Genomic DNA, 21,409 nt, shown 5'->3' on the forward strand with positions numbered 1-21,409 from the left:
CCCATTGAACCTGAGCAGGTAATGCTGCTAAGGAATTTAGAATTATTGTAGTTTTATTAATGTTAGACTAGACGTAGTAGTCTATGTGTTTTAAACTGTATATAATTTATGTTATCAATTATTAACTAAGAATAATGACCTCTTTTTATTCGATTATTTACGTATAGTCGTATGAAAAATGTATTCGTTTTTTTATGTGTTTTTACACTGTCTTTTAGTGTGTTTTCTCAAGAAAAAAAACAAGATTCTACCAAAACTGAAGTGTTAGATGAAGTATTTGTTAAAGCCGTAAGAGTAAATGCTACATCACCAATAACGCATAGTAATGTCACTAAAAAAGACCTTGCTAAGCGTAATTTAGGACAGGATATTCCTGTGCTTCTTAATTTTTTACCCTCTGTTGTAACAACTACAGATGCTGGAGCCGGAGTGGGGTATACTGGAATAAGAGTTCGAGGAATTAATGCACAATCAACAAATATTACCATAAATGGAATTCCGTATAATGATGCAGAATCTTTGGGTACATTTTGGGTAAACTTAGGAGATTTTGCATCATCTGTGGAAAGTTTACAACTTCAACGAGGCGTCGGAACTTCAACCAATGGGTCTGGTGCTTTTGGAGCTAGTATCAATGTATTAACCGACGCGGTCTCAACCCAATCTTACGGCCAAATTTCAAATTCCTTCGGAAGTTTCAATACGAGAAAGCATACAGTGAAGTTTAGTACAGGTTTGATGAGTGTTGACCCTGAATCTAATCGCAATATTGAAATTGCAGGTCGTTTGTCTAAAATTAATTCAGATGGATATATTGATCGTGCAGAAACTGATTTAAAATCTTATTTTTTGCAAGCGTCTTATATTGATGATAACACTTTAATTAAGGCTATTACTTTTGGAGGTAAAGAAGTAACGTATCAGGCATGGAACGGTATTGATGCCGAAACCTTAGCAACAGATCGCACCTTTAATCCATCCGGAATGTATACAGATGCAGATGGAAATACTCGTTTCTATGACAATGAAGTTGATAATTATAATCAAGATCATTATCAATTACACTGGAATCAACGCTATAATAATAGATGGTCAACAAATATTGGATTAAATTATACTTATGGGAGAGGGTATTTTGAACAATATAAAGAAGATGAAAATTTTGCTGATTATGATTTAACTCCCTTAGAGATTGGAGGAGAAACCATTAGCACGACCGATTTAATTAGACGCCGTTGGTTAGACAATGATTTTTATGTATTAAATGCCAATGCGAATTATAAGAATACTGAAGTAAATTTAACATTCGGAAGCTCATATAGTTTCTATGATGGTGACCATTTTGGAGAGATTATTTGGTCTGAGTTTGCTAGTAATAGTGAGATTCGAGATCGTTATTATGAAGGCAATGGACAAAAATCTGACTTAAGTTTTTTTACAAAAGCAACCTATCGCCTTAATGATAATCTAAGTTTTTATGGCGATTTACAATTGCGTTTGGTAGGTTATGAAACTTCTGGATTGACCTCAGATAGAATTCCGTTGAATATAGACGAAAACTATAATTTTTTTAACCCTAAAGCTGGAATAACTTATCGTTTGAATACTAATAATAGTATTTACTTTTCTTATGCAAGAGCAAATAGAGAACCAAATAGAAGTGACTTCGAAAATAATGCTAATGTAAAACCTGAACAACTTAATGATTTTGAATTAGGTTGGAGACATCTAACTCCAAGATTTAGATTAAATGTCAATGGTTATTATATGTTATACAATGAACAACTTGTGTTAACAGGTCAAATTGATACAACAGGAGATCCTATACGAGCCAATAATGGAGATAGTTATCGATTAGGTTTAGAAGTTGATGCTGCTGTAGCAATTACTGATAAATTTTCTATACAACCTAATTTTACTCTAAGTTCAAACAAAAACAAAGAAACGTTTGAGTCGGTTAATGGAGAGTTAAACAATTTGGGTAAAACAGATATTTCATTCTCACCAGAGTTTATAGCAGCTAATGCATTTGTGTTTCAGCCCAAAGAAGGGTTTCAGGTGTCAATTTTGAGTAAATATGTTGGAGAACAATTTATGAGTAATACCGAAAATCTAGATTCAAAATTAGATAGCTATTTAGTAAACGACTTCAATATTACTTATGAATGGAAACCAAAATCTATCTTTAAATCTATACTATTTTCAGGTTTAGTTAATAACATATTCAATGAGAAATATGTGTCTAACGGGTATTTTGGTTCATTCGATTTTCCCAATACAGAAAGCTCAACAGGTATTTCAACGGGATATTTTTCAGGATTTTATCCTCAAGCGACCACTAATTTTTTAGTTGGTGTAACTATGAAATTTTAAGATATTGAGATTAACAAGCATTGTTATATGATTAACAAAAACTCCCAAAATAACTTTGGGAGTTTTTTAAAATTATATGCTATACAAATTCTAGTTAGTAATCACCAAATTTGCTCCCGAAAGCGTTGCACGATATTCTTTAAGTCCACAAGGTAAAGGGTCGCCAATAGCTTGACCTGTAAAGAGGCTATATTCATTTTGATCTGTACATCCACAAGTGACATTAACACCATCTATTTGTAAAAAAGAACATGAAGATACGCTATGATTTGGATCTGCAGCATCCCAAGCTCTATAGTTGTTGTTTCCAACATTGATTACATATATTCCTAAGTTTCCTTGATTAGGAATAAAAGCTGTATTACTTGTAAACATTAACTGGCTATATTCGGGTAAGTTTAAATTTAAGCTAGCATTAACTCCTACATTAAATAGAAAATTACAATTGTTAATACGATCGTCATCTCCGCAATTTGTTAATAATAAGAGAGATAATACGATAATAATTTTTTTCATAGACGTGTTAAAAATTTGTTGCAATGTACAATATTTTAAAGGTTGAATTAAATATTTTGTATCTTTGTATTTCAATCTCGTGATAGCGAGATTTTTTTTGTGCCAAACAAGTTTAGCACTTGCTAAATCTTAGTTTATAGCATGTTTTTATTATTAAACGAATGAATTATGAGTAAAGTATCTTATTATACTGCGGAAGGACTAAAAAAGTTAAGAGACGAGCTACAACACTTAAAGGATATAGAACGCCCAAGAGCGTCTCAAGCAATTGCTGAAGCTAGAGATAAAGGCGATTTGAGTGAAAATGCCGAATATGATGCAGCCAAAGAAGCTCAAGGGATGTTAGAAATGAAAATTTCAAAACTAGAAGAGACGCTTGCTGGTGCACGTGTAATTGATGAATCGCAAATGGACACCTCTAAAGCATTAGTTTTGTCTAAAGTGAAAATAAAAAACCAAACCAATGGTATGGAAATGACTTATACCTTGGTTGCTGATGGTGAAGCTGACCTTGCTTCTGGGAAAATATCTGTAAATTCTCCTATTGGTAAAGGCCTTTTAGGGAAATCTGTAGGTGAAGTTGCTGAAGTGCAAGTGCCTAATGGTATTATGAAATTTGATGTATTAGAAATTTCTAGATAACACTACAAACACATTAATATATAACAAAAAGATTCCTTCGAATGAGGAATCTTTTTATATTTACATAGACTCTAATACTTAAAGCCATGGCATCAATCTTTACAAAAATTATAAATGGGGAGATTCCCTGTTATAAAGTTGCAGAAACGGAAGATTTCTTGGCATTTTTAGATATTAACCCTAATACTTTGGGACATACGCTTTGTATTCCTAAAACAGAAGTTGATAAGATTTTTGATTTAGACGAAGCAACTTATCTTAAACTAATGACATTTTCACGTCAAGTGGCAATTGCTTTAGAAAAAGCAGTGCCATGCCAACGAATAGGAATGACTGTGATAGGATTAGAAGTGCCTCATACACATGTGCATTTAATTCCTCTACATACTATGGAAGACGCAAGATTTATTAATAAATCTAAAATGAGCTCTGAAGAATTTGAGGCTACAGCTAAGAAAATTGCTTCATTTTTATAGTTAGAAGGATAGAATTCCCGTCACGAATAAAAGCACAATCAAAATTAAAATAACATCCACTAAGATTAAAATCCAAGCAAGTTTTTTAAGTTTTAGAGATTTAGGTTTGGGAGTAATAGCACGCTCTTGATAAGCTACCACTTGTTCAATGTTATTGGTCCAACGAATAGGAAATATATCTGTATTGCAAATAGTACAATGCATTTCATGAATTGTATCTTGGGTTATAGCTTTATACAATGCATTTTCGACAAATCGTTGTTTAAACGTCAATACCAAGCCTTCATTAGAATAGCACTCAGGACAATTATTGTTGAGTGAGACCTCTTTTAATGTAAAGTGTTGTTGTTTCATGGTACACAACTAAGTTACTAATTTCAATGAAATTTGCATAGTAGTTCCTTTTCCTATTTCAGAATGAAGTACTTTTATTTTTCCATCATGATAATCTTCTATAATTCGTTTTGCTAAGGATAGTCCTAAACCCCAACCGCGTTTCTTAGTTGTAAATCCAGGTTGAAATACAGAATTAAAGTTCTGCTTCGAAATACCTTTTCCAGTATCTTGGATGGCTATTTTGACGTACTTATCATCATTAGTAATGACTAGTTTTAGTGAGCCTTTACCTTTCATCGCATCTATCGCATTCTTTACCAAATTCTCGATAGTCCAACTGTATAATTGGTTGTTTAAATTGGCATTAAGAACCTTATCAGGAGTAGTAATTTCAAAATTTATCAATTTTGAAGACCTTGCTTTTAAGTAGTCATAAGAGTCTAATGTTTCTTTTACAACATCTACCTTTTTTAAAGTTGGGATAGATCCAATTTTACTGAAACGGTCCGTTATGGTTTGCAAGCGAGAAATGTCTTTTTCAATTTCGGTTAAATAGTCTGGATTCACTTGTTCGCTTCTTAATATTTCAGTCCAACCAACCAAAGATGATAACGGCGTTCCTATCTGATGTGCTGTTTCTTTAGCCATACCTGTCCATAGTTTATTCTGATCGGCGGTTTTAGAACTCTTATAAAAGAAATATGCTACTGCAGCAAATAAAAAGATGATTAATAAAAGAGCTAAAGGATAATATTTAAGCTTGTTGAGAAGTGGTGAATTTCCGTAGTATAAGGTCTGGCTGTTATTTTGAATTTGGATAGGAGTATTTTCTTTACTGTAATTAGAAATGAGAGTTTTAAGGTTGTCATTTACATATTTCAATTCTTTAATATCATGAATAGAATCTATTTCCGTTTTTTTGATGATATTTCTATAATTCTGAACTGTAGAATCAGCATTCATCAGAATCATTGGTGTTGTATTGTTGTTATTGAGAATTTCAAAAGCGAGATCCAAGTCGGCTAAAACATCATCGGTGTTATTGATGTCCGATTCTTCCAAAGCTTTAAGTACGTCTCTTTGAGCAAACGACCAAATTTCCATTTTGCTGCGTTCTTCAGCTTTAAAGTTTTGAAAAAACGCATAGGTATTCCATAGAATTAGTGAGATAATGATGAAGGAAGCAACGATAATTATCCATCGCGACATATTGCGATTTATGGTTAATGCCATAGTGTAATTTTTTCAATTTTAAATATAATGTAAATCTGTTAATAATATTGTCTTAACAACTCATGAATTCATTTTTAAAACATTAGCAATATAGTTACATTTGCAATTCAATATCTCAAAACAAATACGTTTAAGGTATCAGTTATATCACAAATGGCATCCTTTAACCCAAAAGATTTATCAACCGCACGATTACATAGTTACTTATTAAGTGCTGTTGCACCTCGGCCTATTGCTTTTGCAAGCACAGTGGATGTTGATGGAACCCCAAACTTATCACCGTTTAGCTTTTTTAATGTGTTTAGTGCAAATCCGCCAATTATGATATTTTCTCCTGCACGTCGTGTAAGAAATAATACCATAAAACACACTTTAGAAAATGTTGAAGCAACAAAAGAAGTGGTTATTAATGTTGTTAATTATGATATCGTGCAACAGATGTCATTGAGTAGTACTGAATACGCCAAAGGGGTTAATGAGTTCGAAAAAGCAGGTCTAACTATGTTGGCATCTGATGTTGTAAAACCATTTAGAGTGGCTGAGTCACCAGTTCAATTTGAATGTAAAGTTAATGAAGTTATCCAATTAGGAACTGAAGGAGGTGCAGGAAATTTAGTGATTTGTGAAGTGATAAAACTTCATATTTCTGATGATGTATTAGATGATGAAGCTGTTATTAGTCAAGAAAAATTAGATTTGGTAGCCAGAGCTGGTGGTAGTTATTATAATCGAGCAAAAAAAGGATTTTTTGAAATCCCGAAACCAATTTCCACTTTAGGAATAGGTGTAGATGCCATGCCAAGTTATGTGAAGAATAGTATGGTGCTCACAGGTAATGACTTGGGCATGTTAGGAAATGTTGAAGCCTTACCTAGTCAAGTTGAGATAGATGAATTTATAAACAATGTGAGTGAGCGTTATCCTAACATTAAGGACATGGCGCATCACGAAAAACATAAAATTGCCAGAAACTATTTGAGTTATGGTGATGTTGATAGTGCATGGAAATTATTGCTATCATAAAAAGAAAAAACAATCTAAAATTAAATATTAAGTAATATAACAATGGAAGTACAAGGAAAAATCAAAATGATTGGAGAAACTCAAACGTTTGGAAGTAATGGGTTTAGAAAGAGAGAACTGGTAGTAACAACAGAGGAGCAATATCCACAACATATTTTGGTTGAATTTGTTCAAGACAAAACAGATTTATTAAATAGCTATCAGGTTGGACAAGCTGTAAAGGTGAATATCAATTTAAGAGGTAGAGAATGGGTTAATCCACAAGGAGAAACAAAGTATTTTAATTCTGTTCAAGGATGGAGAATTGAAGCCTTACAATCTGAAGGAAACAATATGCCTCCTGTAGCTCCAACGGAAGCTTTTGAACCTGCAACAAACTTAAACGAAGAAGATCACGACGATTTACCATTTTAAGAGTATCAATTTATACACAGAGTATAATCGACGTGTAGATGTAATAAAAAAACCTCAATATTATTGAGGTTTTTTTATTAAAAAAGTCCCAAATTTCTTCGGGACTTAGTATTGTGGTTTTAGGTTTGACCTTTAAAACAAACTCAAAAAAAAGCAATGATGAACAAAATTTATTTTACAAAGGTCATCTCAAATATGGCGAAAATTGAAAAATTTTCAAAGTTAATCCTTAGATTTAACATACTATCCATTGTAATCTATGTTGTTAGTTAAATGCATTTTTTAAACAAAGACATCGTGTTTCCTCCAGTGTCATTAGCTTCAAAAGAAGGTATTTTAGCTATTGGAGGTGATCTATCTACCGAACGTTTATTACTAGCGTACAAAAGTGGTATTTTTCCATGGTTTGATGATGAAGAGCCTATTGTATGGTGGTCTCCAGACCCTCGGTTTGTACTTTTTCCGAAGCATTTAAAAATATCTAAAAGTATGAAACAAGTGCTCCGTAATAGTGATTTTGAAATTACTATTAATAAAAATTTTGAGGCTGTGATAGAGCATTGCTCCTCGATTAAACGTGATGGACAACAAGGGACTTGGATAACTCAAAATATGAAAGAAGCCTATATAAAACTCCATAAATTAGGTTATGCTAAGTCTGTTGAAGTATGGTTAAATCGCAAACTTGTTGCCGGATTATATGGTGTTGACCTTAATAATGGCGTGTTTTGTGGCGAAAGCATGTTTAGTTTGGTAAGTAATGCCAGTAAAGTTGCATTTATTACGTTTATTCAAAACACAGATTATAAGCTAATTGACTGCCAAGTGTACACTAATCACCTAGAAAGTTTAGGTGCTCAAGATATCTCAAGAGACGAGTTCTTATCGTTTTTAGAGTAATGGTTACACTTCGTCATATCTAAAGCAGTTTACCTCATGATCATTTACCATTCCTGTTGCTTGCATATGAGCGTAAACTACTGTTGAACCAACAAATTTAAATCCGCGTTTTTTTAAATCCTTGCTAATGGCATCACTTAAAGGTGTGTTTGCAGGTGCTTTTTTATAATCTTTAAATGCATTTTTAATTGGTGTATTGTCAACAAATCCCCAAATGTAAGTTGAGAAAGATCCAAATTCCTCCTGTACTTTCATAAAAGCTTGAGCATTAGTAATTGTAGCATGTACTTTTAATTTGTTTCTAATAATACCTTCATTTTGAAGTAGCTCTTCTACTTTGCTTTGAGAATAATTTGCAATTTTTTTATAATCAAAATGATCAAAGGCATTTCTAAAATTATCTCGCTTTTTTAAAACTGTGATCCAGCTTAAACCTGCTTGGAATGTCTCTAAAATCAAGAATTCAAATAAGGTGTCATCATTACGAACAGGAACACCCCATTCTTTATCATGATAAGCTTCGTAAAGGTCGCTGCCGAGGCACCAACCACATCTGTGTTTTTCCATAAGCATCAATTGAACCTTAAAAATAGTAAGTTTTTATATAACATTTCGTCTTAATCCTAGACTATAAAATTCATGCGTTTGATTTTATGATTAAAATCATCTTATAGAATAATAGATTAAATTAAATTGCGAACCTAAACTTATGACAACTTTGGAACATATATCAGTAAACAACATCATTAATGATAGCTTAAAAAAAGCCATTTCATATGAAGACTATCGTACGCTTGTACGTCAACTTGTTGAAGACGAATCCACTTCAGGACATGAAAAAACAGAAGCTTTAGTAAATTATACGATGCTTAATGATAGACGGATGAAGCGTTGGGATAAAACAATTAAGATTTCTGACGATATTAAGGCGCGTGTTTCAAATTTCAAGGGAAATATAACTTGGTTGGTTATTACCGAAAGCTGGTGTGGTGATGCGGCACATGTGATTCCTGTGCTTAATAAAATTGCTGAGTTTTCTGAAAATATCACCTTAAAACTCGTTTTTAGGGATGAGAATGAGGCCTTAATGGATCAGTTTTTAACTAATGGTGGACGAGCAATTGCAAAACTTATTATGATTGATAATACCTCTGATGAGGTTGTAAATACATTTGGGCCAAGACCAAGTGAAGCTACACAAATGGTTAACAATTATAAAGCAGAGCATGGAACACTCACTCCAGAGTTTAAAGAAGATTTACAAGGTTGGTATAATAAAAATAAAGGTCAGAATATCATTTCAGATTTAATGACGCTTTTAGGGGTGTAATTATTTTCATTTCCCTTGAAAATAATAGGTAATTGAGCCAATTTGACTTTTACGTTCTGCTTTAGAAAACAAGGCATTTTGCGCATATTCTAAAGCAGCATCAATAAGACACTCATTATCACTAGATGACGACCCATTAATATACGTGTCTGTAACTTGCCCGAGAGCATTCACCGTAATATTGACGACTATTTTTCCTGAAGTTTCGCACAAATATACTGGTGGAGGTAGCTTAACTTTAGATCTATTAGATAACGAAAAAGATACACTACTTGCAGAATTACCTTTCGTGTTTTTGGCCTCTTTTTTTGGAGAATGCATGGCTAAAACATCTTTGGCTTTATTAAAAGTGCTACGATCTTGCTCTTTTAGTGCATAGGTTTTAGAACTATTATAAGAAGAGTTAGACGTTAGTATATTTTCAGGAGTTTCAGAAGCGTCTTCAGTAGGTTCTTCAGATTTATCTTGAACATCGTCTTCATGATGAGAGCTCATCGATTTAAAATTTCGCATCATTTCTTTGAACTCTTCATCTTCGTTAAACGCTTGATTGGTTTTTGGGTTTAGGTTATTGAGTTCTTCTAAAGCTTTTAAACGTTCTAATTCTTTGATTTCCTCTTCGGTTTGAGGTTCAATTTCATAGTAACTTTCAGCAATAAACTCCGATTTTTTCTTGATGCTAAGACTAAACACAGCAAGTACTAACGTTCCTGTAATTAAGGACGTAATCAAAAGTGCTTTATGTTTTTCAATAAAGGTCAAGTAGGTATATATTTAATTAAAGTTGGTCTTTTATATACGGTCAATATACATAAATTGGATTAAAAGAGCTTAAATTCGAGGAAAATAGCAAAGCTTGACAACCTTTCAGTTTGTCTAAAACCAAAGCGTCTTCGGCTAAAATCAAAGCCAATTAACCACGAGTTTTTAAAATTGTCATCAAATGCACGATAGCCAATTCCAAGTTTATATATAGTACCATTTTCAAAAGCTTTTCCAAGGTCAACTAACTTGCCATAACCACCACGAATAAATACTTGATCATCAAAATCAAAGATGTTATAAGTAAAATCTAAATAAATAGGAAAAAAATTTAAATCTTGATCCAAGAAGTGGTCATATTCAATATTAAGACCAATACTAGACCGTGTATCAAATTGATAACCAATAGTATTATTAAAAAATAAGCCATTCGGATTTAAAAAGGTCTCATCATTGTCGTTAGCAATGGTGTAATTGTCATTGGTTGTTAATGTAAATGAAATTGAAGGTTTATAGAAAAAGCCACTTGTTTTTTCCTGATCTTGAGCATAAAGTGATGTAATAAATATTAAGAAAAGTAATGTAGAGAGTTGCTTCATAGTCGTTTAGTTTAGAAGCAAAACAAGTATCAATAATTATTCCGAAGACAAGGATATAATAAATTCTTCAGGAGCAATAGCATCATTAACATCAAAATCACCAATTTTTGTGCGTCGTAATACTGAAAGGTGAGCTCCAGAATTTAGAGCTTTACCAAAATCATGAGCCAATGATCTAATATAAGTGCCTTTACTACATACAACTCTAAAGTCGATATGTAGGTTATTGATATTGGTAATTTCAAATTCTGAAATGTGAACGGTTCTAGGTGTAATCTCAACATTCTCACCAGCTCTAGCATATTCGTATAAGCGTTTGCCATCTTTTTTTAAAGCTGAAAATACAGGTGGAAATTGTTCTATGTCGCCTATAAATTGAGTCGTAGTTTCGTGAATTAAGGTTTCAGAAATATGTTCGGTTGGATAGGTTTTGTTAATTTCAGTTTCCAAATCGTAAGAGGGCGTAGTGCTTCCTAGAACAAAAGTGCCTGTATATTCTTTATCCTGTCCTTGAAATGTATTGATTTGTTTGGTCATTTTTCCAGTACAGATAATCAATAGTCCAGTAGCCAATGGGTCTAATGTTCCTGCATGACCGACTTTAATTTTTTTGATGTTAAAAGCTTGTCTTATTTCCCAACGCAATTTATTAACTGCTTGAAAGGAAGTCCAAGTCAAAGGCTTATCAATAAGTAATACTTGTCCAGATTGAAAATCTTCAGCAGTCATGATTTAGGAGTTTAATAACACAAAAATGATAGCCGTAACACCTACAGCAAGACAGTAAATAGCAAAGTAAGAGAGTTTACTTTGTTTTACCAGAGCTATCATCCATGTACATGCAAATAGTCCTGCTACAAAAGCTGCTATGAATCCTATTCCTAAGTTTGTGAAATTTGCACTTTCATAACTGATATCTCCACTCAAAACATCTTTAGCAATCTTCCCGAAGATTAATGGAACCACCATTAAAAATGAAAATCGAGCGGCTTTAGTTTTGTCGTTTCCTAATAATACAGAAGTTGAAATTGTGGCGCCAGAACGTGAAATCCCAGGTAGCATTGCTATGGCTTGAGATATACCTATAATAAATGCATTTGGAAAGCTTACTTTTTTATTAGTGTCTTTGGCTTTATCTGCTAAAAATAGAAGTGCTGCAGTAACAATAAGCATACAGCCAACAAGTAGAATATTGCCTCCAAAAAGTTGTTCTAGCTGTTCTTCAAAAAATAGCCCTACAACAACAGCTGGAAGCATTGATAATGCAATTTTTGCTGCAAATTGTAAATCTTCATTCCACTCAAATTTCAGAATACCCTTAATAAGTAACATGATATCTTTTCTAAATACTACGATTGTACTTAAGGCTGTGGCAAAATGTAAAACAACTGTAAATAAAAGACTTTCTTTTGGTAATGAATTGTCACCAAGGATGGCTTTCCCTAATTCTAAATGTCCACTAGAAGATACAGGTAAAAATTCGGTAAGCCCTTGAATAATTCCTAATACAATTGAGTCGATAATATCCATGGAGCAAAAATATCAAAATTGATGTACCAACAATAATAAGTTAGTAGTTTTGTTATTAAGATTTCGAATCTTTATTCGGATTTAATAAGATGGCATAGACTTGAATTCCAAACCCAAGTAATACAAGAGTTGGTGCTAAACGAATTCGTCTAAAATTGAAAATTTCAGGATTAAATACATTAGGGTCATCACTTCCGCCACCAGACATTAAAATAAAACCTAGTACAATAGCGGCTAAGCCTATTAACATGAACTTATAATTTTTTTTTCCGAAGATAAATTCGCCTTTAGCTGTTTCTTTACGTTTTTGCTCTCCCATGATGGTAATTAAAAGTGTAAATATATAGGTTTTTTTAAGCTTTGTTCTTAATTAAATATTAATAGTATAATTGATCGATCTTTAAATTTAAGAAGCGTTGTGTTGCAATAAATGTACTAATCCATGTGATGACAATACCTAACAGAAATATCCCAACAAATAAAGCGCCTATTAATATTGGTTTTTGTGTGAGTTCAAGTTCGGGAAAAGTTTTGTTGAGGTAATATAATACAACACCCATTCCAATAAGCGCAACTATAGCACCAATAATTCCTAGTTGAATACTTTTAAACACAAATGGTTTTCTAATAAAGCGTTTGGTAGCTCCAACCATTTGCATGGTTTTTATAATGAAGCGTTTAGAATATACAGCTAGTCGGATTGAACTATTAATCAACAATACAGCAATAAATGTAAATACAGCACTTAAAATAAGTACCCAAAATGTGATTTTCTTGACATTATTGTTCATGATTTCTACCAAATCATTATCATATTTAATATCTTCAATAAAGGCTTTATTTGATAATTCATCAGTAATATCATCTAAAGTTTTATTAGTCACATAATCAGCTTTCAAGTAAACATCAATTGAGTTTTGTAAAGGGTTGGCTCCTAGAAATTCCATAAAATCCTCGCCAATATCTGATTTGACAATTTGAGCAGCTTCCTCTTTAGATACATAATTTGCTTCTTTAGTATACTCTGCCATAGCTAAGCTGTTTTGAAGTTGTTTCACTTCAACATCTTTAGCCGAATCATTTAAATAAATAGTCACGACCACTTGCTCTCTAAAATGATCGGCAACTTTTTTGGCATTCAATACCAATAAACCCAAACTCCCTAGTAAAAACAATACCAAAGCAATACTAATCACTACAGAGAAGTATGAAGAAATTAATTTTCGTTTTTGATATCTGTCAAAAGAAGTACTCATAAAAGAATGGGATTAATGCTGTAAAAATAAAAAACAATTTGTTTGTATAAGGTTTACAACGCTTAAACTTTTAATTGTGTTGTAATACCTGTAAATTTGTGCCTTTAAAATAAGTAACTAGGCAATAATTGTTAGCAAATAGTTACAACAGTTTTTAGATTAAAATTTAGTTCTGCTGTCTCCTTGAGCGCAGTCGAAAGGTTAAAATAGAATAAAATCATACAAATGCAATACCATTTCAACGAGATAGAAGCCAGATGGCAAAAATATTGGGCAGACAATCAAACATTTAAAGCTGAAAATTACAGCGACAAGCCTAAATATTATGTATTAGATATGTTTCCTTATCCTAGTGGTGCAGGCTTACATGTGGGTCATCCGTTAGGTTATATTGCCAGTGATATCTATGCACGTTACAAACGTCATAAAGGGTTTAATGTATTACATCCTCAAGGCTATGATAGTTTTGGTTTGCCCGCTGAGCAATACGCAATTCAAACTGGGCAGCATCCTGCGATTACAACAGAAGCTAACATAAAAACTTATAGACGTCAGTTAGACCAAATTGGATTCTCTTTTGATTGGAGTAGAGAAGTGCGTACGAGTAATCCTGAGTATTACAAGTGGACACAGTGGATATTCATTCAGTTGTTTGAGTCTTACTATTGTAAAGATTCTGATATGGCAAGACCGATTTCTGAATTGGTTTCTGTATTTGAAGCTGAAGGAAATACAAGAATTAATGCAGCTTGCGATGAAGATATTATCGCGTTTTCTTCGGAAAATTGGAATGCCATGACTTCTGAAGCTCAACAAGATGTATTACTTAAATACAGATTGACCTATTTAGCTGAAACTGAAGTAAACTGGTGCCCAGCTCTTGGCACAGTATTAGCTAATGATGAAATCGTCAATGGTGTGTCTGAACGTGGAGGTCATCCTGTAATTAGAAAGAAAATGACCCAATGGAGTATGCGAATTTCTGCTTATGCAGAACGCCTCCTTCAAGGTTTAGATACTATAGATTGGACAGATTCCTTAAAAGAAAGTCAGCGCAATTGGATTGGAAAATCGGTTGGTGCTTCAGTGAGTTTTAATGTATTGCCAAATGTCACGCTGAGCGCAGTCGAAGCGTCTCACAAAATAGAAGTCTTCACAACACGACCAGATACCATTTTTGGAGTATCGTTTATGACTTTAGCACCAGAACATGATTTGGTATCTCAAATTGTAACCGAGGAGCAAAGAGATGAGGTTAATGCCTATATTGAAGCCACAGCAAAACGTAGTGAGCGTGATCGTATGGCAGATGTCAAAACCATTTCTGGAGCATTTACAGGAGCTTATGCTGAGCATCCATTTACAAAAGAACCTATTCCAATTTGGATTGGTGATTATGTATTAGCGGGTTATGGAACAGGAGCAGTAATGTCTGTGCCTTGTGGTGATCAACGTGATTATGATTTTGCGAAACATTTTGATATTCCAATACCTAACATTTTTGAAGGTGTTGATATTTCCGAAGAAGCTTTTGCCGATAAAGAAAACACCAAAATTGCAAACAGTGATTTTCTTAACGGAATGAACTATAAAAAAGCAACCAAGCGCGCCATTTATGAATTGGAACAATTGGGTCAAGGTGAGGGTAAAACCAACTATAGATTACGTGATGCAGTTTTTTCTCGTCAGCGTTATTGGGGAGAACCATTTCCAGTGTATTATGTGAATGGAAAACCACAAATGATTGATGAGCAACATCTACCAATTGTATTGCCAGAGGTTGAAAAATATTTACCTACCGAAGAAGGCGAACCACCTTTAGGTCGTGCCGATGTTTGGGCTTGGGACACAAACAATAACAAGATTGTATCTAACGAGCTTGTCACCCTGAGCGGAGTCGAAGGGTCTCAAGACAACGGTATTTATCCATTAGAATTGAATACTATGCCAGGTTGGGCAGGAAGTTCTTGGTATTTCTTTAGATATATGGAAGATGCTATGCGTAATGAAGCTTTTGCTAGTGAAGAGGCGTTGAAGTATTGGGAGAATGTCGATTTATATATTGGAGGAAGTGAGCACGCAACAGGACATCTATTGTACTCGCGTTTTTGGGTGAAGTTTATGAAAGACAGAGGTTTTGTTGGTGTGGATGAACCCTTTAAAAAGTTGATTAACCAAGGGATGATTTTGGGGACGAGTGCTTTTGTTTACAGAGAAGAAGGTGTTAATAGATTTTTATCTAAAGGATTAATTTCAGGAAAGAAAGTGCAAGCTATACATTCTGATGTCTCTTTTGTAAATGCTTCGGATGAATTAGATATTGAAGCTTTCAAAAATTGGAGGTCTGAGTTTAAAGATGCCGAATTTATTTTAGAAGATGGTGTCTATAAAGTTGGTCGAGAAGTCGAAAAAATGTCCAAATCCAAATACAATGTCGTTAATCCAGATGCTATTTGTGAGCAATATGGTGCAGATAGCTTACGTCTTTACGAAATGTTTCTTGGGCCATTAGAACAAGCTAAACCATGGAATACAGCTGGTATTACTGGAGTACACGGCTTTTTGAAAAAGCTATGGAAATTATATGTGGATGACAATGGTTTAAAAGTCAACGATGCCGAGCCTACTAAAGAGAATTTAAAAACGCTTCATAAAACCATTAAGAAAGTTGAGGAGGATATAGAGAATTTCTCATTCAATACTTCAGTGTCAACGTTTATGATAGCATGTAATGAACTGACTGCTCAAAAATGTACAAGTAGGGCTGTTTTAGAACCTTTACTTATATTAATTTCACCTTATGCACCTCATATTGCTGAAGAACTATGGAGTCGTCTAGGGAATAATGAATCGATATCGACTGCTCCTTTTCCGAAGTTTGAAGAAAAACATTTGGTAGAGAGTGCTAAAAATTATCCAATATCCTTTAATGGAAAGATGCGATTTACACTCGAATTGCCTTTAGATATGACAAAAGATGAGATCGAAAAGGTCGTAATGGCTCATGAAAAAACCATGGCGCAATTAGATGGTCGTGAACCTAAGAAAGTGATTGTGGTTCCTGGAAAAATTGTCAATATTGTTGGATAATACTATGAAAAAGATAAGCCTTATTTGTCTACTGCTTTTTGCCCTTAGTTGTGCAGAATCTAAAAATGAAAAACAAATGGTCGAAGTTTCTTGTGGACAATGTCAGTTTGGATTAACTACTCAAGAAGGATGTGATCTAGCTGTTCGTATTAATGATACCGCTTATTTTGTTGATGGTGCTGATATTGACGATTTTGGAGATGCTCATGATAAAAATACAGGGTTTTGCGAGGTCATTAGAACTGCAGAAGTTTCAGGAGATATTGTTGATAATCGCTTTCAAATACAAACCATTGAACTTAAGGACTAACAATTGCGTTTAAAGAAATACGACAAAGTATTATTGTTTTTTTTTGTTGCGGCTATTGCAGCGAGTTCTCTTATTTGGCTTTTTGAAGAACGTTTTAATGCATCGAGATGGCATTCAGAACCTACTTTGCGTTATAAAATGGTTGATGATATTATTGACAATGAACTGCTTATTGGATTAACCCAAGATGAGGTATTCTCTCTTTTAGGACAGCCTGAGTTTTTTAATGAAACTTCAGAAAATCAAATTACATATTACTTAGGAAAAGCACCTAGTTTTAACAGAGACTTGACTAATCAACTAGTTATCATCTTTAAAGATGAGAGAGTGGATAAGGTATTTCATCTCAAAGAATAAGCCTTTTTGAGCGTATGTTATACTATGAAACTGACATTTTTTCCTATTCTAAAAATGGCTTACTTTTTGATATTACATAAGTAATAAATTTAATCTTATAAAATATGAATGGAATGATGGGATATTACATGCTAATTGGCGCCATAGCTTTGGTGAGTTGGTTAGTAAGTAGTCAATTAAAACGAAAATTTGCTCAATATTCTAGAGTGCAATTGCGCAATGGGATGAGTGGAAGAGAAATCGCAGAAAAAATGCTTGCAGATAACGGTATTTTTGATGTTGAGGTCATTTCTGTAAGAGGCCAGTTAACAGATCATTATAACCCTAAAAATAAAACTGTAAACTTAAGCGAAGCTGTATATAATCAACGTAATGCCGCTGCCGCTGCAGTTGCTGCTCATGAGGTTGGTCATGCTGTACAACATGCGCAAGCCTATAGTGCATTAGGAATGCGTTCCGCATTGGTGCCAATTGTAAGTGTGACTTCCGGTATGTCACAATGGTTAGTTATTGGAGGCTTAGTTCTTGGTGCTGCAGCAGGTGTAGGTTTAGGATATTGGGTAGCAGTTGCAGGTTTAGTATTTATGGGTTTCGCAACCTTATTTAGCTTCATCACTTTACCTGTAGAATATGATGCGAGTAATAGAGCATTAGCATGGTTGAAAAACAAGAATGTTGTTACACCAGAAGAGTATAAAGGTTCTGAAGAAGCCCTTAAATGGGCAGCAAGAACGTATTTAGTCGCTGCTATTGGAGCCTTAGCATCACTTTTATATTGGGCTTTACAAGTCTTTGGTGGGCGAGATTAGTATAGAATACATTTTAGAATCATAACCGAAATACGATAATTTACACGTATTTCGGTTTTCTTTTTATTACCTTCGATTTAACTAAATCAATTATACTTATGGAAAATTCAAATCTAAATCCTTTCGAGAATTTCGAAGAGCCTAAAGTTTTAGTCAGTACATTATCTGACGTAGATCGTGTTGCTTTTTATAAAAAAACCTATGCCCATGTTGCTGGTGGAGTATTAGTTTTCATCTTGTTTGAATGGCTATTGCTGCAAAGTGATACTATTGTAAATTTTGCAATGTCAATGACTCAAGGCTGGCGCTGGTTGATTATGCTGGGAGGCTTTATGTTTATAACCAATTATGCTGAGGGTATGGCCCTGCGAACATCGGATAAGAATATGCAATATTTGGCTTACGGCCTTTATATTTTAGCCGAAGCATTCATATTTGTTCCTCTAATTTATATTGCGGCATTTTATATGGAGTCTGGTCCAGAACTTTTAAATCAAGCAGCCATTGTTACTCTGGCTTTATTTACAGGGTTGTCTGCGGTAGTATTTGTAACCAAAAAAGACTTTTCTTTCTTAAAAACAGGATTGACAATTGGTTTTTTTATCGCAATTGGATTAATTGTAGCGGGAACTTTATTTGGTTTTAATCTTGGATTATGGTTTTCTGTTGGAATGTGTCTATTAGCTGGAGGGTCTATCTTATATCAAACCTCTAATTTGATTCATAAATATTCTGAAGATGAATATATACCAGCATCATTAGGATTGTTTGCATCATTGATGTTATTATTCTGGTACGTATTACAAATCTTTATGTCTAGAGACTAAACATCTTTATATAAAAATAAAAAGCATCCAATTTGGATGCTTTTTTGTTTTAAAAAGATTCCTCTAAATTCACGAGTTTATTTTGAATGGCATAGACTACAAGTCCAGCCAAATTTTTCGCTTCAGTCTTTAAAAGTAGATTGTTTCTATGACCATCAACAGTTCTCGGGCTTATAAATAACTTTTCTGCAATTTCATTAGTAGTATGCTGCTTACAAATGAGTTCTAAAACTTCTTTTTCTCTCTTTGTAAAATAGGTGGTGTCGAAACTAGACTTTTTTTGTTCATTATTACTAAGCAATCCTTCATGAATAAATTTCATGACCTGCTCGTCATAATAAAAGCCTTTATCTGCAACTTCATTAATGGTAGTTAGCATGAGTTTTGGCGTGCTGTTTTTTGCTAAATAGGCAACAGCTCCAATAGAAATCATGTTGATAATAAATGGTTTGCTGAAATAGCTAGTGAGTGCAATGATTTTGATATCTGGAAACTCTTTACGAATCAATTTAGTAGTTTCAACACCATTAAGACCTGGCATTTTTAAATCGGTAATTACAATTTCAGGTAAATTTTCTGAAGTTCTTAATTGTTCCATAAGATGGTTGCCATCTTCGGCATCAAAAAGAATATTTAGGTTTTTTTCTTTACTTAAAATAGAGATGAGCCCTTGTCTAAACAATAATTCATCATCTGCTATTGCAAGTGTTATTTTAGTATCCATAAGACTGACAATTAATAGTGAATATACTTCCTGTTTTCTTTGAGCTCTCAACAAAAAGTTGACCATTTAATATGGCAACCCTGCTCTTTATATTTTGTAATCCTATACCAGATTTCTTTTTTAAATTTTTGACATCAAACCCAGAGCCATTATCCTTAAAAGCTAATTTAAATCCCTTTGCCTCCTTTTTAAGCGTCATTTGTAGCTGGTCAGCTTTGCCATGTTTTAAGGCGTTATTGATAAGCTCTTGTGCAATTCTAAACACATGAAGCTCGTCACTTTTATTAAGTTGATCAATAGATTCGATATCATGGTGTATTTTTATTGATGTGTTAGAAGTGAACTCTTCAAATAACTCTTCTAATGCCACTTTTAGTCCAAATTTATCTAAAATTGGAGGCATTAATTTGTGTGCTATATCTCTTGAGCTTTTTAAGGTTCTTGTTGTAATATCTAAGATATGATTTAAAGATGCTTTGTGTTCACTGCTTATTGAATCATCATCTATTAAGACATTAGTGGTTAGGCTTACGACATTAAGCTTGGAGCTAATAGCGTCATGTAAATCTTGAGCAATACGATTGCGTTCCTCTTCTTGAACTTTAATAGTGGTTTGTAATATTTTTTTTTGATGGTCTAGTTTGATGTTTACTTTCTCAACTTCTTTTTCAATGATTTTTTTTCTTGAATAATAGAAAAATAAAATTAGACCCAAAGTAACAAGGACTAAGAAAATAATACTATAAACAAGAGCGCCTATGATTTGCTCTTGATGGGCTGGAAATTCCGTTTCCATTGTATTAAAATTAAAGTTAAGTAAACTACATATAGGATTTTATTAATCATGTATATATTTCTTTTAAGATCGCTATTTATGTCTTCATATGATAAATAATTCCCTAATATAAATATAAGCGTACTTGAGGTAATATAGATTAAAACACCTGCATTAATTATTAAATAATTACTTGTTGCATTCAATGAATTGTACAAATGAGTAATCGCATAAATAACTAGAGGAAATGAGGTTATAAATATTTCGAACAGATTAAACTTATAAATTAAATGTGGTTTGAGTGTATATTGAACCCCTAAAGTTATAAGAACAAGGCATAAAACAATCAAAATAATTTTTCTTTGGTGTTTTCTAAACAATGATCTGTAAAATAATGACAAGAATACAAATTGACCTATAAAATAGACATGTGATAAATACAAATTGTTTAATTTATTTTTGGCCAGATAGTAAGACGATAATGACACAACTACAGAAATAAATAAATACCAACTAAAATACTTATAGGCTATTGAGCTTGCATTGTGCTTATAGCCTATAAGGAATAATAATGCATTTATAAAAATTAATATAAGTCCTGCATATAAAAATATCGAATTAAGAAAATCCATTCAAATTTAACTATCCTAAATGATGATTTAATGGACTACCTGGATCACAATCATCAGGACAAGGTGTCGTGAAATCATATACACCACTTCCATTTGGACTTGGATCTCCAACAGCAGCTAATTGACGTTCGTCTTTCACAATATCTTTATATAGTATACCATCATCGGTTGTGGTTCCGACGATTAATAGTTTTTCTCCGCCTTGATCATCAATGGCCAAATAAGATCTAACTGCTGGTTCAAATGTTTCTGGAATGAGAGATAATTCTCCATTGGCATTTATTGAAAATTTCACATCCATCTCATTAAAACAAGCTAATAAATCATCAATAGGAATTTTAAAAGCCTTACTAAGTTTAGAGTGTTTAGTTTGCCAAGCTAAGGTCCATCTTTTGGCTTCATCAATTGTTCTAGTTAGGGGTGTTGAAGGTGCTTCGTTACTCATAATATCTAATTTTTGTTGATTAATAATGTTTAAAGCTAATTAAAATGTAT

25 protein-coding genes are annotated in these 21,409 nt (G+C 33.2%); 12 read left to right on the top strand and 13 right to left on the bottom strand.

Going from position 1 to position 21,409, the window contains the following annotated elements; translation table 11 throughout:
- Nucleotides 1-171: 171 nt before the first annotated feature.
- Entirely contained in the window at nt 172-2,373 is a 2,202-nt protein-coding gene (locus tag ACTU6T_RS07750; RefSeq protein ID WP_460220670.1) for a TonB-dependent receptor, read from the top strand.
- A 90-nt stretch (nt 2,374-2,463) separates the two neighbouring features.
- Here the strand turns inward: ACTU6T_RS07750 and ACTU6T_RS07755 are convergent, their stop codons facing one another.
- Nucleotides 2,464-2,889: a Rieske (2Fe-2S) protein gene (locus tag ACTU6T_RS07755; protein ID WP_460220671.1), complete on the bottom strand. Its 426-nt coding sequence runs from the start codon at nt 2,887-2,889 to the stop codon at nt 2,464-2,466.
- A 168-nt stretch (nt 2,890-3,057) separates the two neighbouring features.
- On the opposite strand from ACTU6T_RS07755, the gene greA reads away from it, so the two are divergent.
- Together greA and ACTU6T_RS07765 are read left to right on the top strand one after the other, a co-directional pair.
- Nucleotides 3,058-3,531, top strand: a complete 474-nt coding sequence (gene greA, locus ACTU6T_RS07760) for a transcription elongation factor GreA (RefSeq protein WP_460220672.1) — start codon at nt 3,058-3,060, stop codon at nt 3,529-3,531.
- Nucleotides 3,532-3,617: 86 nt separating this feature from the next.
- A complete protein-coding gene (locus ACTU6T_RS07765; protein ID WP_460220673.1) occupies nt 3,618-4,007 on the top strand; it encodes an HIT family protein in 390 nt (129 codons plus the stop codon).
- Here ACTU6T_RS07765 and ACTU6T_RS07770 read toward each other — a convergent pair whose 3' ends face one another.
- Together ACTU6T_RS07770 and ACTU6T_RS07775 are read right to left on the bottom strand one after the other, a co-directional pair.
- Nucleotides 4,008-4,361, bottom strand: coding sequence for a hypothetical protein (locus ACTU6T_RS07770; protein ID WP_460220674.1), 354 nt, complete (start codon nt 4,359-4,361; stop codon nt 4,008-4,010). It lies immediately after the preceding gene.
- A 9-nt stretch (nt 4,362-4,370) separates the two neighbouring features.
- The gene (locus ACTU6T_RS07775; protein ID WP_460220675.1) at nt 4,371-5,576 is read right to left on the bottom strand and encodes a sensor histidine kinase; all 1,206 of its coding nucleotides are present in this window, start codon (nt 5,574-5,576) and stop codon (nt 4,371-4,373) included.
- Between the two features lie 153 nt (nt 5,577-5,729).
- On the opposite strand from ACTU6T_RS07775, the gene ACTU6T_RS07780 reads away from it, so the two are divergent.
- The 3 genes from ACTU6T_RS07780 to aat all read left to right on the top strand — a co-directional run bounded on the left by ACTU6T_RS07780 (nt 5,730) and on the right by aat (nt 7,913).
- Nucleotides 5,730-6,599 carry a flavin reductase family protein gene (locus ACTU6T_RS07780; RefSeq protein ID WP_460220676.1) on the top strand — a complete coding sequence of 290 codons (870 nt, stop codon included), beginning with the start codon at nt 5,730-5,732 and terminating at the stop codon, nt 6,597-6,599.
- A gap of 42 nt (nt 6,600-6,641) precedes the next feature.
- A complete protein-coding gene (locus ACTU6T_RS07785; protein ID WP_460220677.1) occupies nt 6,642-7,013 on the top strand; it encodes a DUF3127 domain-containing protein in 372 nt (123 codons plus the stop codon).
- Nucleotides 7,014-7,286: 273 nt separating this feature from the next.
- Nucleotides 7,287-7,913: a leucyl/phenylalanyl-tRNA--protein transferase gene (aat, locus tag ACTU6T_RS07790; RefSeq protein ID WP_460220678.1), complete on the top strand. Its 627-nt coding sequence runs from the start codon at nt 7,287-7,289 to the stop codon at nt 7,911-7,913.
- 3 nt (nt 7,914-7,916) lie between these two features.
- Here aat and ACTU6T_RS07795 read toward each other — a convergent pair whose 3' ends face one another.
- Nucleotides 7,917-8,480, bottom strand: a complete 564-nt coding sequence (locus ACTU6T_RS07795) for a DNA-3-methyladenine glycosylase I (protein WP_460220679.1) — start codon at nt 8,478-8,480, stop codon at nt 7,917-7,919.
- 142 nt (nt 8,481-8,622) lie between these two features.
- Between ACTU6T_RS07795 and ACTU6T_RS07800 the strand changes: the two genes are divergently transcribed.
- Nucleotides 8,623-9,243, top strand: coding sequence for a thioredoxin family protein (locus ACTU6T_RS07800; RefSeq protein ID WP_460220680.1), 621 nt, complete (start codon nt 8,623-8,625; stop codon nt 9,241-9,243).
- A gap of 6 nt (nt 9,244-9,249) precedes the next feature.
- Here the strand turns inward: ACTU6T_RS07800 and ACTU6T_RS07805 are convergent, their stop codons facing one another.
- Genes ACTU6T_RS07805 through ACTU6T_RS07830 form a run of 6 tightly spaced genes read right to left on the bottom strand, consistent with a single transcriptional unit; the run spans nt 9,250 to nt 13,390 of the window.
- The gene (locus ACTU6T_RS07805) at nt 9,250-10,005 is read right to left on the bottom strand and encodes an energy transducer TonB (protein ID WP_460220681.1); all 756 of its coding nucleotides are present in this window, start codon (nt 10,003-10,005) and stop codon (nt 9,250-9,252) included.
- A 59-nt stretch (nt 10,006-10,064) separates the two neighbouring features.
- Nucleotides 10,065-10,604: a hypothetical protein gene (locus ACTU6T_RS07810; RefSeq protein ID WP_460220682.1), complete on the bottom strand. Its 540-nt coding sequence runs from the start codon at nt 10,602-10,604 to the stop codon at nt 10,065-10,067.
- Nucleotides 10,605-10,640: 36 nt separating this feature from the next.
- Complete coding sequence (gene truB, locus ACTU6T_RS07815; RefSeq protein ID WP_460220683.1) at nt 10,641-11,333, bottom strand: tRNA pseudouridine(55) synthase TruB; 693 nt, start codon at nt 11,331-11,333, stop codon at nt 10,641-10,643.
- A gap of 3 nt (nt 11,334-11,336) precedes the next feature.
- Nucleotides 11,337-12,134 (bottom strand): undecaprenyl-diphosphate phosphatase, encoded by a 798-nt coding sequence (locus tag ACTU6T_RS07820; protein WP_460220684.1) that lies wholly within the window; start codon nt 12,132-12,134, stop codon nt 11,337-11,339.
- Nucleotides 12,135-12,189: 55 nt separating this feature from the next.
- Nucleotides 12,190-12,453 carry a DUF3098 domain-containing protein gene (locus tag ACTU6T_RS07825; RefSeq protein WP_460220685.1) on the bottom strand — a complete coding sequence of 88 codons (264 nt, stop codon included), beginning with the start codon at nt 12,451-12,453 and terminating at the stop codon, nt 12,190-12,192.
- Nucleotides 12,454-12,511: 58 nt separating this feature from the next.
- Nucleotides 12,512-13,390 carry a cell division protein FtsX gene (locus ACTU6T_RS07830; RefSeq protein ID WP_460220686.1) on the bottom strand — a complete coding sequence of 293 codons (879 nt, stop codon included), beginning with the start codon at nt 13,388-13,390 and terminating at the stop codon, nt 12,512-12,514.
- A 225-nt stretch (nt 13,391-13,615) separates the two neighbouring features.
- Between ACTU6T_RS07830 and leuS the strand changes: the two genes are divergently transcribed.
- The 5 genes from leuS (at nt 13,616) to ACTU6T_RS07855 (ending at nt 18,783) form a co-directional block, all read left to right on the top strand.
- The gene (gene leuS / locus ACTU6T_RS07835; RefSeq protein WP_460220687.1) at nt 13,616-16,480 is read left to right on the top strand and encodes a leucine--tRNA ligase; all 2,865 of its coding nucleotides are present in this window, start codon (nt 13,616-13,618) and stop codon (nt 16,478-16,480) included.
- 4 nt (nt 16,481-16,484) lie between these two features.
- Nucleotides 16,485-16,790: a DUF6370 family protein gene (locus tag ACTU6T_RS07840; protein WP_460220688.1), complete on the top strand. Its 306-nt coding sequence runs from the start codon at nt 16,485-16,487 to the stop codon at nt 16,788-16,790.
- Between the two features lie 3 nt (nt 16,791-16,793).
- The gene (locus tag ACTU6T_RS07845; protein ID WP_460220689.1) at nt 16,794-17,147 is read left to right on the top strand and encodes a hypothetical protein; all 354 of its coding nucleotides are present in this window, start codon (nt 16,794-16,796) and stop codon (nt 17,145-17,147) included.
- Between the two features lie 113 nt (nt 17,148-17,260).
- On the top strand, nt 17,261-17,956 hold the full coding sequence (locus ACTU6T_RS07850) for a zinc metallopeptidase (RefSeq protein ID WP_460220751.1): 696 nt from the start codon (nt 17,261-17,263) through the stop codon (nt 17,954-17,956).
- 98 nt (nt 17,957-18,054) lie between these two features.
- Complete coding sequence (locus tag ACTU6T_RS07855) at nt 18,055-18,783, top strand: Bax inhibitor-1/YccA family protein (protein WP_460220690.1); 729 nt, start codon at nt 18,055-18,057, stop codon at nt 18,781-18,783.
- 49 nt (nt 18,784-18,832) lie between these two features.
- Here the strand turns inward: ACTU6T_RS07855 and ACTU6T_RS07860 are convergent, their stop codons facing one another.
- From ACTU6T_RS07860 to ACTU6T_RS07870, 3 genes are all read right to left on the bottom strand, one after another.
- Nucleotides 18,833-19,507, bottom strand: a complete 675-nt coding sequence (locus ACTU6T_RS07860) for a response regulator transcription factor (RefSeq protein WP_460220691.1) — start codon at nt 19,505-19,507, stop codon at nt 18,833-18,835.
- Nucleotides 19,497-20,303 carry a sensor histidine kinase gene (locus tag ACTU6T_RS07865; RefSeq protein WP_460220692.1) on the bottom strand — a complete coding sequence of 269 codons (807 nt, stop codon included), beginning with the start codon at nt 20,301-20,303 and terminating at the stop codon, nt 19,497-19,499. The genes ACTU6T_RS07860 and ACTU6T_RS07865 overlap by 11 nt, the downstream gene beginning before the upstream one ends.
- Nucleotides 20,304-20,924: 621 nt before the next feature.
- On the bottom strand, nt 20,925-21,359 hold the full coding sequence (locus ACTU6T_RS07870) for a hypothetical protein (RefSeq protein WP_460220693.1): 435 nt from the start codon (nt 21,357-21,359) through the stop codon (nt 20,925-20,927).
- Nucleotides 21,360-21,409 lie beyond the last annotated feature (50 nt).

It is taken from the genome of Psychroserpens citreus (assembly GCF_055686305.1).

Bases quoted from the DNA above. Each gene is read 5' to 3' on its own strand.
- ACTU6T_RS07825 (WP_460220685.1), bottom strand. From the start codon at position 12,453: ATGGGAGAGCAAAAACGTAAAGAAACAGCTAAAGGCGAATTTATCTTC.
- ACTU6T_RS07810 (WP_460220682.1), bottom strand. From the start codon at position 10,604: ATGAAGCAACTCTCTACATTACTTTTCTTAATATTTATTACATCACTT.
- ACTU6T_RS07775 (WP_460220675.1), bottom strand. From the start codon at position 5,576: ATGGCATTAACCATAAATCGCAATATGTCGCGATGGATAATTATCGTT.
- ACTU6T_RS07850 (WP_460220751.1), top strand. From the start codon at position 17,261: ATGATGGGATATTACATGCTAATTGGCGCCATAGCTTTGGTGAGTTGG.
- truB (WP_460220683.1), bottom strand. From the start codon at position 11,333: ATGACTGCTGAAGATTTTCAATCTGGACAAGTATTACTTATTGATAAG.
- ACTU6T_RS07830 (WP_460220686.1), bottom strand. From the start codon at position 13,390: ATGAGTACTTCTTTTGACAGATATCAAAAACGAAAATTAATTTCTTCA.
- ACTU6T_RS07800 (WP_460220680.1), top strand. From the start codon at position 8,623: ATGACAACTTTGGAACATATATCAGTAAACAACATCATTAATGATAGC.
- greA (WP_460220672.1), top strand. From the start codon at position 3,058: ATGAGTAAAGTATCTTATTATACTGCGGAAGGACTAAAAAAGTTAAGA.
- ACTU6T_RS07855 (WP_460220690.1), top strand. From the start codon at position 18,055: ATGGAAAATTCAAATCTAAATCCTTTCGAGAATTTCGAAGAGCCTAAA.
- aat (WP_460220678.1), top strand. From the start codon at position 7,287: ATGCATTTTTTAAACAAAGACATCGTGTTTCCTCCAGTGTCATTAGCT.
- ACTU6T_RS07785 (WP_460220677.1), top strand. From the start codon at position 6,642: ATGGAAGTACAAGGAAAAATCAAAATGATTGGAGAAACTCAAACGTTT.
- ACTU6T_RS07795 (WP_460220679.1), bottom strand. From the start codon at position 8,480: ATGGAAAAACACAGATGTGGTTGGTGCCTCGGCAGCGACCTTTACGAA.
- ACTU6T_RS07870 (WP_460220693.1), bottom strand. From the start codon at position 21,359: ATGAGTAACGAAGCACCTTCAACACCCCTAACTAGAACAATTGATGAA.
- ACTU6T_RS07765 (WP_460220673.1), top strand. From the start codon at position 3,618: ATGGCATCAATCTTTACAAAAATTATAAATGGGGAGATTCCCTGTTAT.
- ACTU6T_RS07750 (WP_460220670.1), top strand. From the start codon at position 172: ATGAAAAATGTATTCGTTTTTTTATGTGTTTTTACACTGTCTTTTAGT.
- ACTU6T_RS07755 (WP_460220671.1), bottom strand. From the start codon at position 2,889: ATGAAAAAAATTATTATCGTATTATCTCTCTTATTATTAACAAATTGC.
- ACTU6T_RS07770 (WP_460220674.1), bottom strand. From the start codon at position 4,361: ATGAAACAACAACACTTTACATTAAAAGAGGTCTCACTCAACAATAAT.
- ACTU6T_RS07820 (WP_460220684.1), bottom strand. From the start codon at position 12,134: ATGGATATTATCGACTCAATTGTATTAGGAATTATTCAAGGGCTTACC.
- ACTU6T_RS07860 (WP_460220691.1), bottom strand. From the start codon at position 19,507: ATGGATACTAAAATAACACTTGCAATAGCAGATGATGAATTATTGTTT.
- ACTU6T_RS07780 (WP_460220676.1), top strand. From the start codon at position 5,730: ATGGCATCCTTTAACCCAAAAGATTTATCAACCGCACGATTACATAGT.
- leuS (WP_460220687.1), top strand. From the start codon at position 13,616: ATGCAATACCATTTCAACGAGATAGAAGCCAGATGGCAAAAATATTGG.
- ACTU6T_RS07865 (WP_460220692.1), bottom strand. From the start codon at position 20,303: ATGGAAACGGAATTTCCAGCCCATCAAGAGCAAATCATAGGCGCTCTT.
- ACTU6T_RS07840 (WP_460220688.1), top strand. From the start codon at position 16,485: ATGAAAAAGATAAGCCTTATTTGTCTACTGCTTTTTGCCCTTAGTTGT.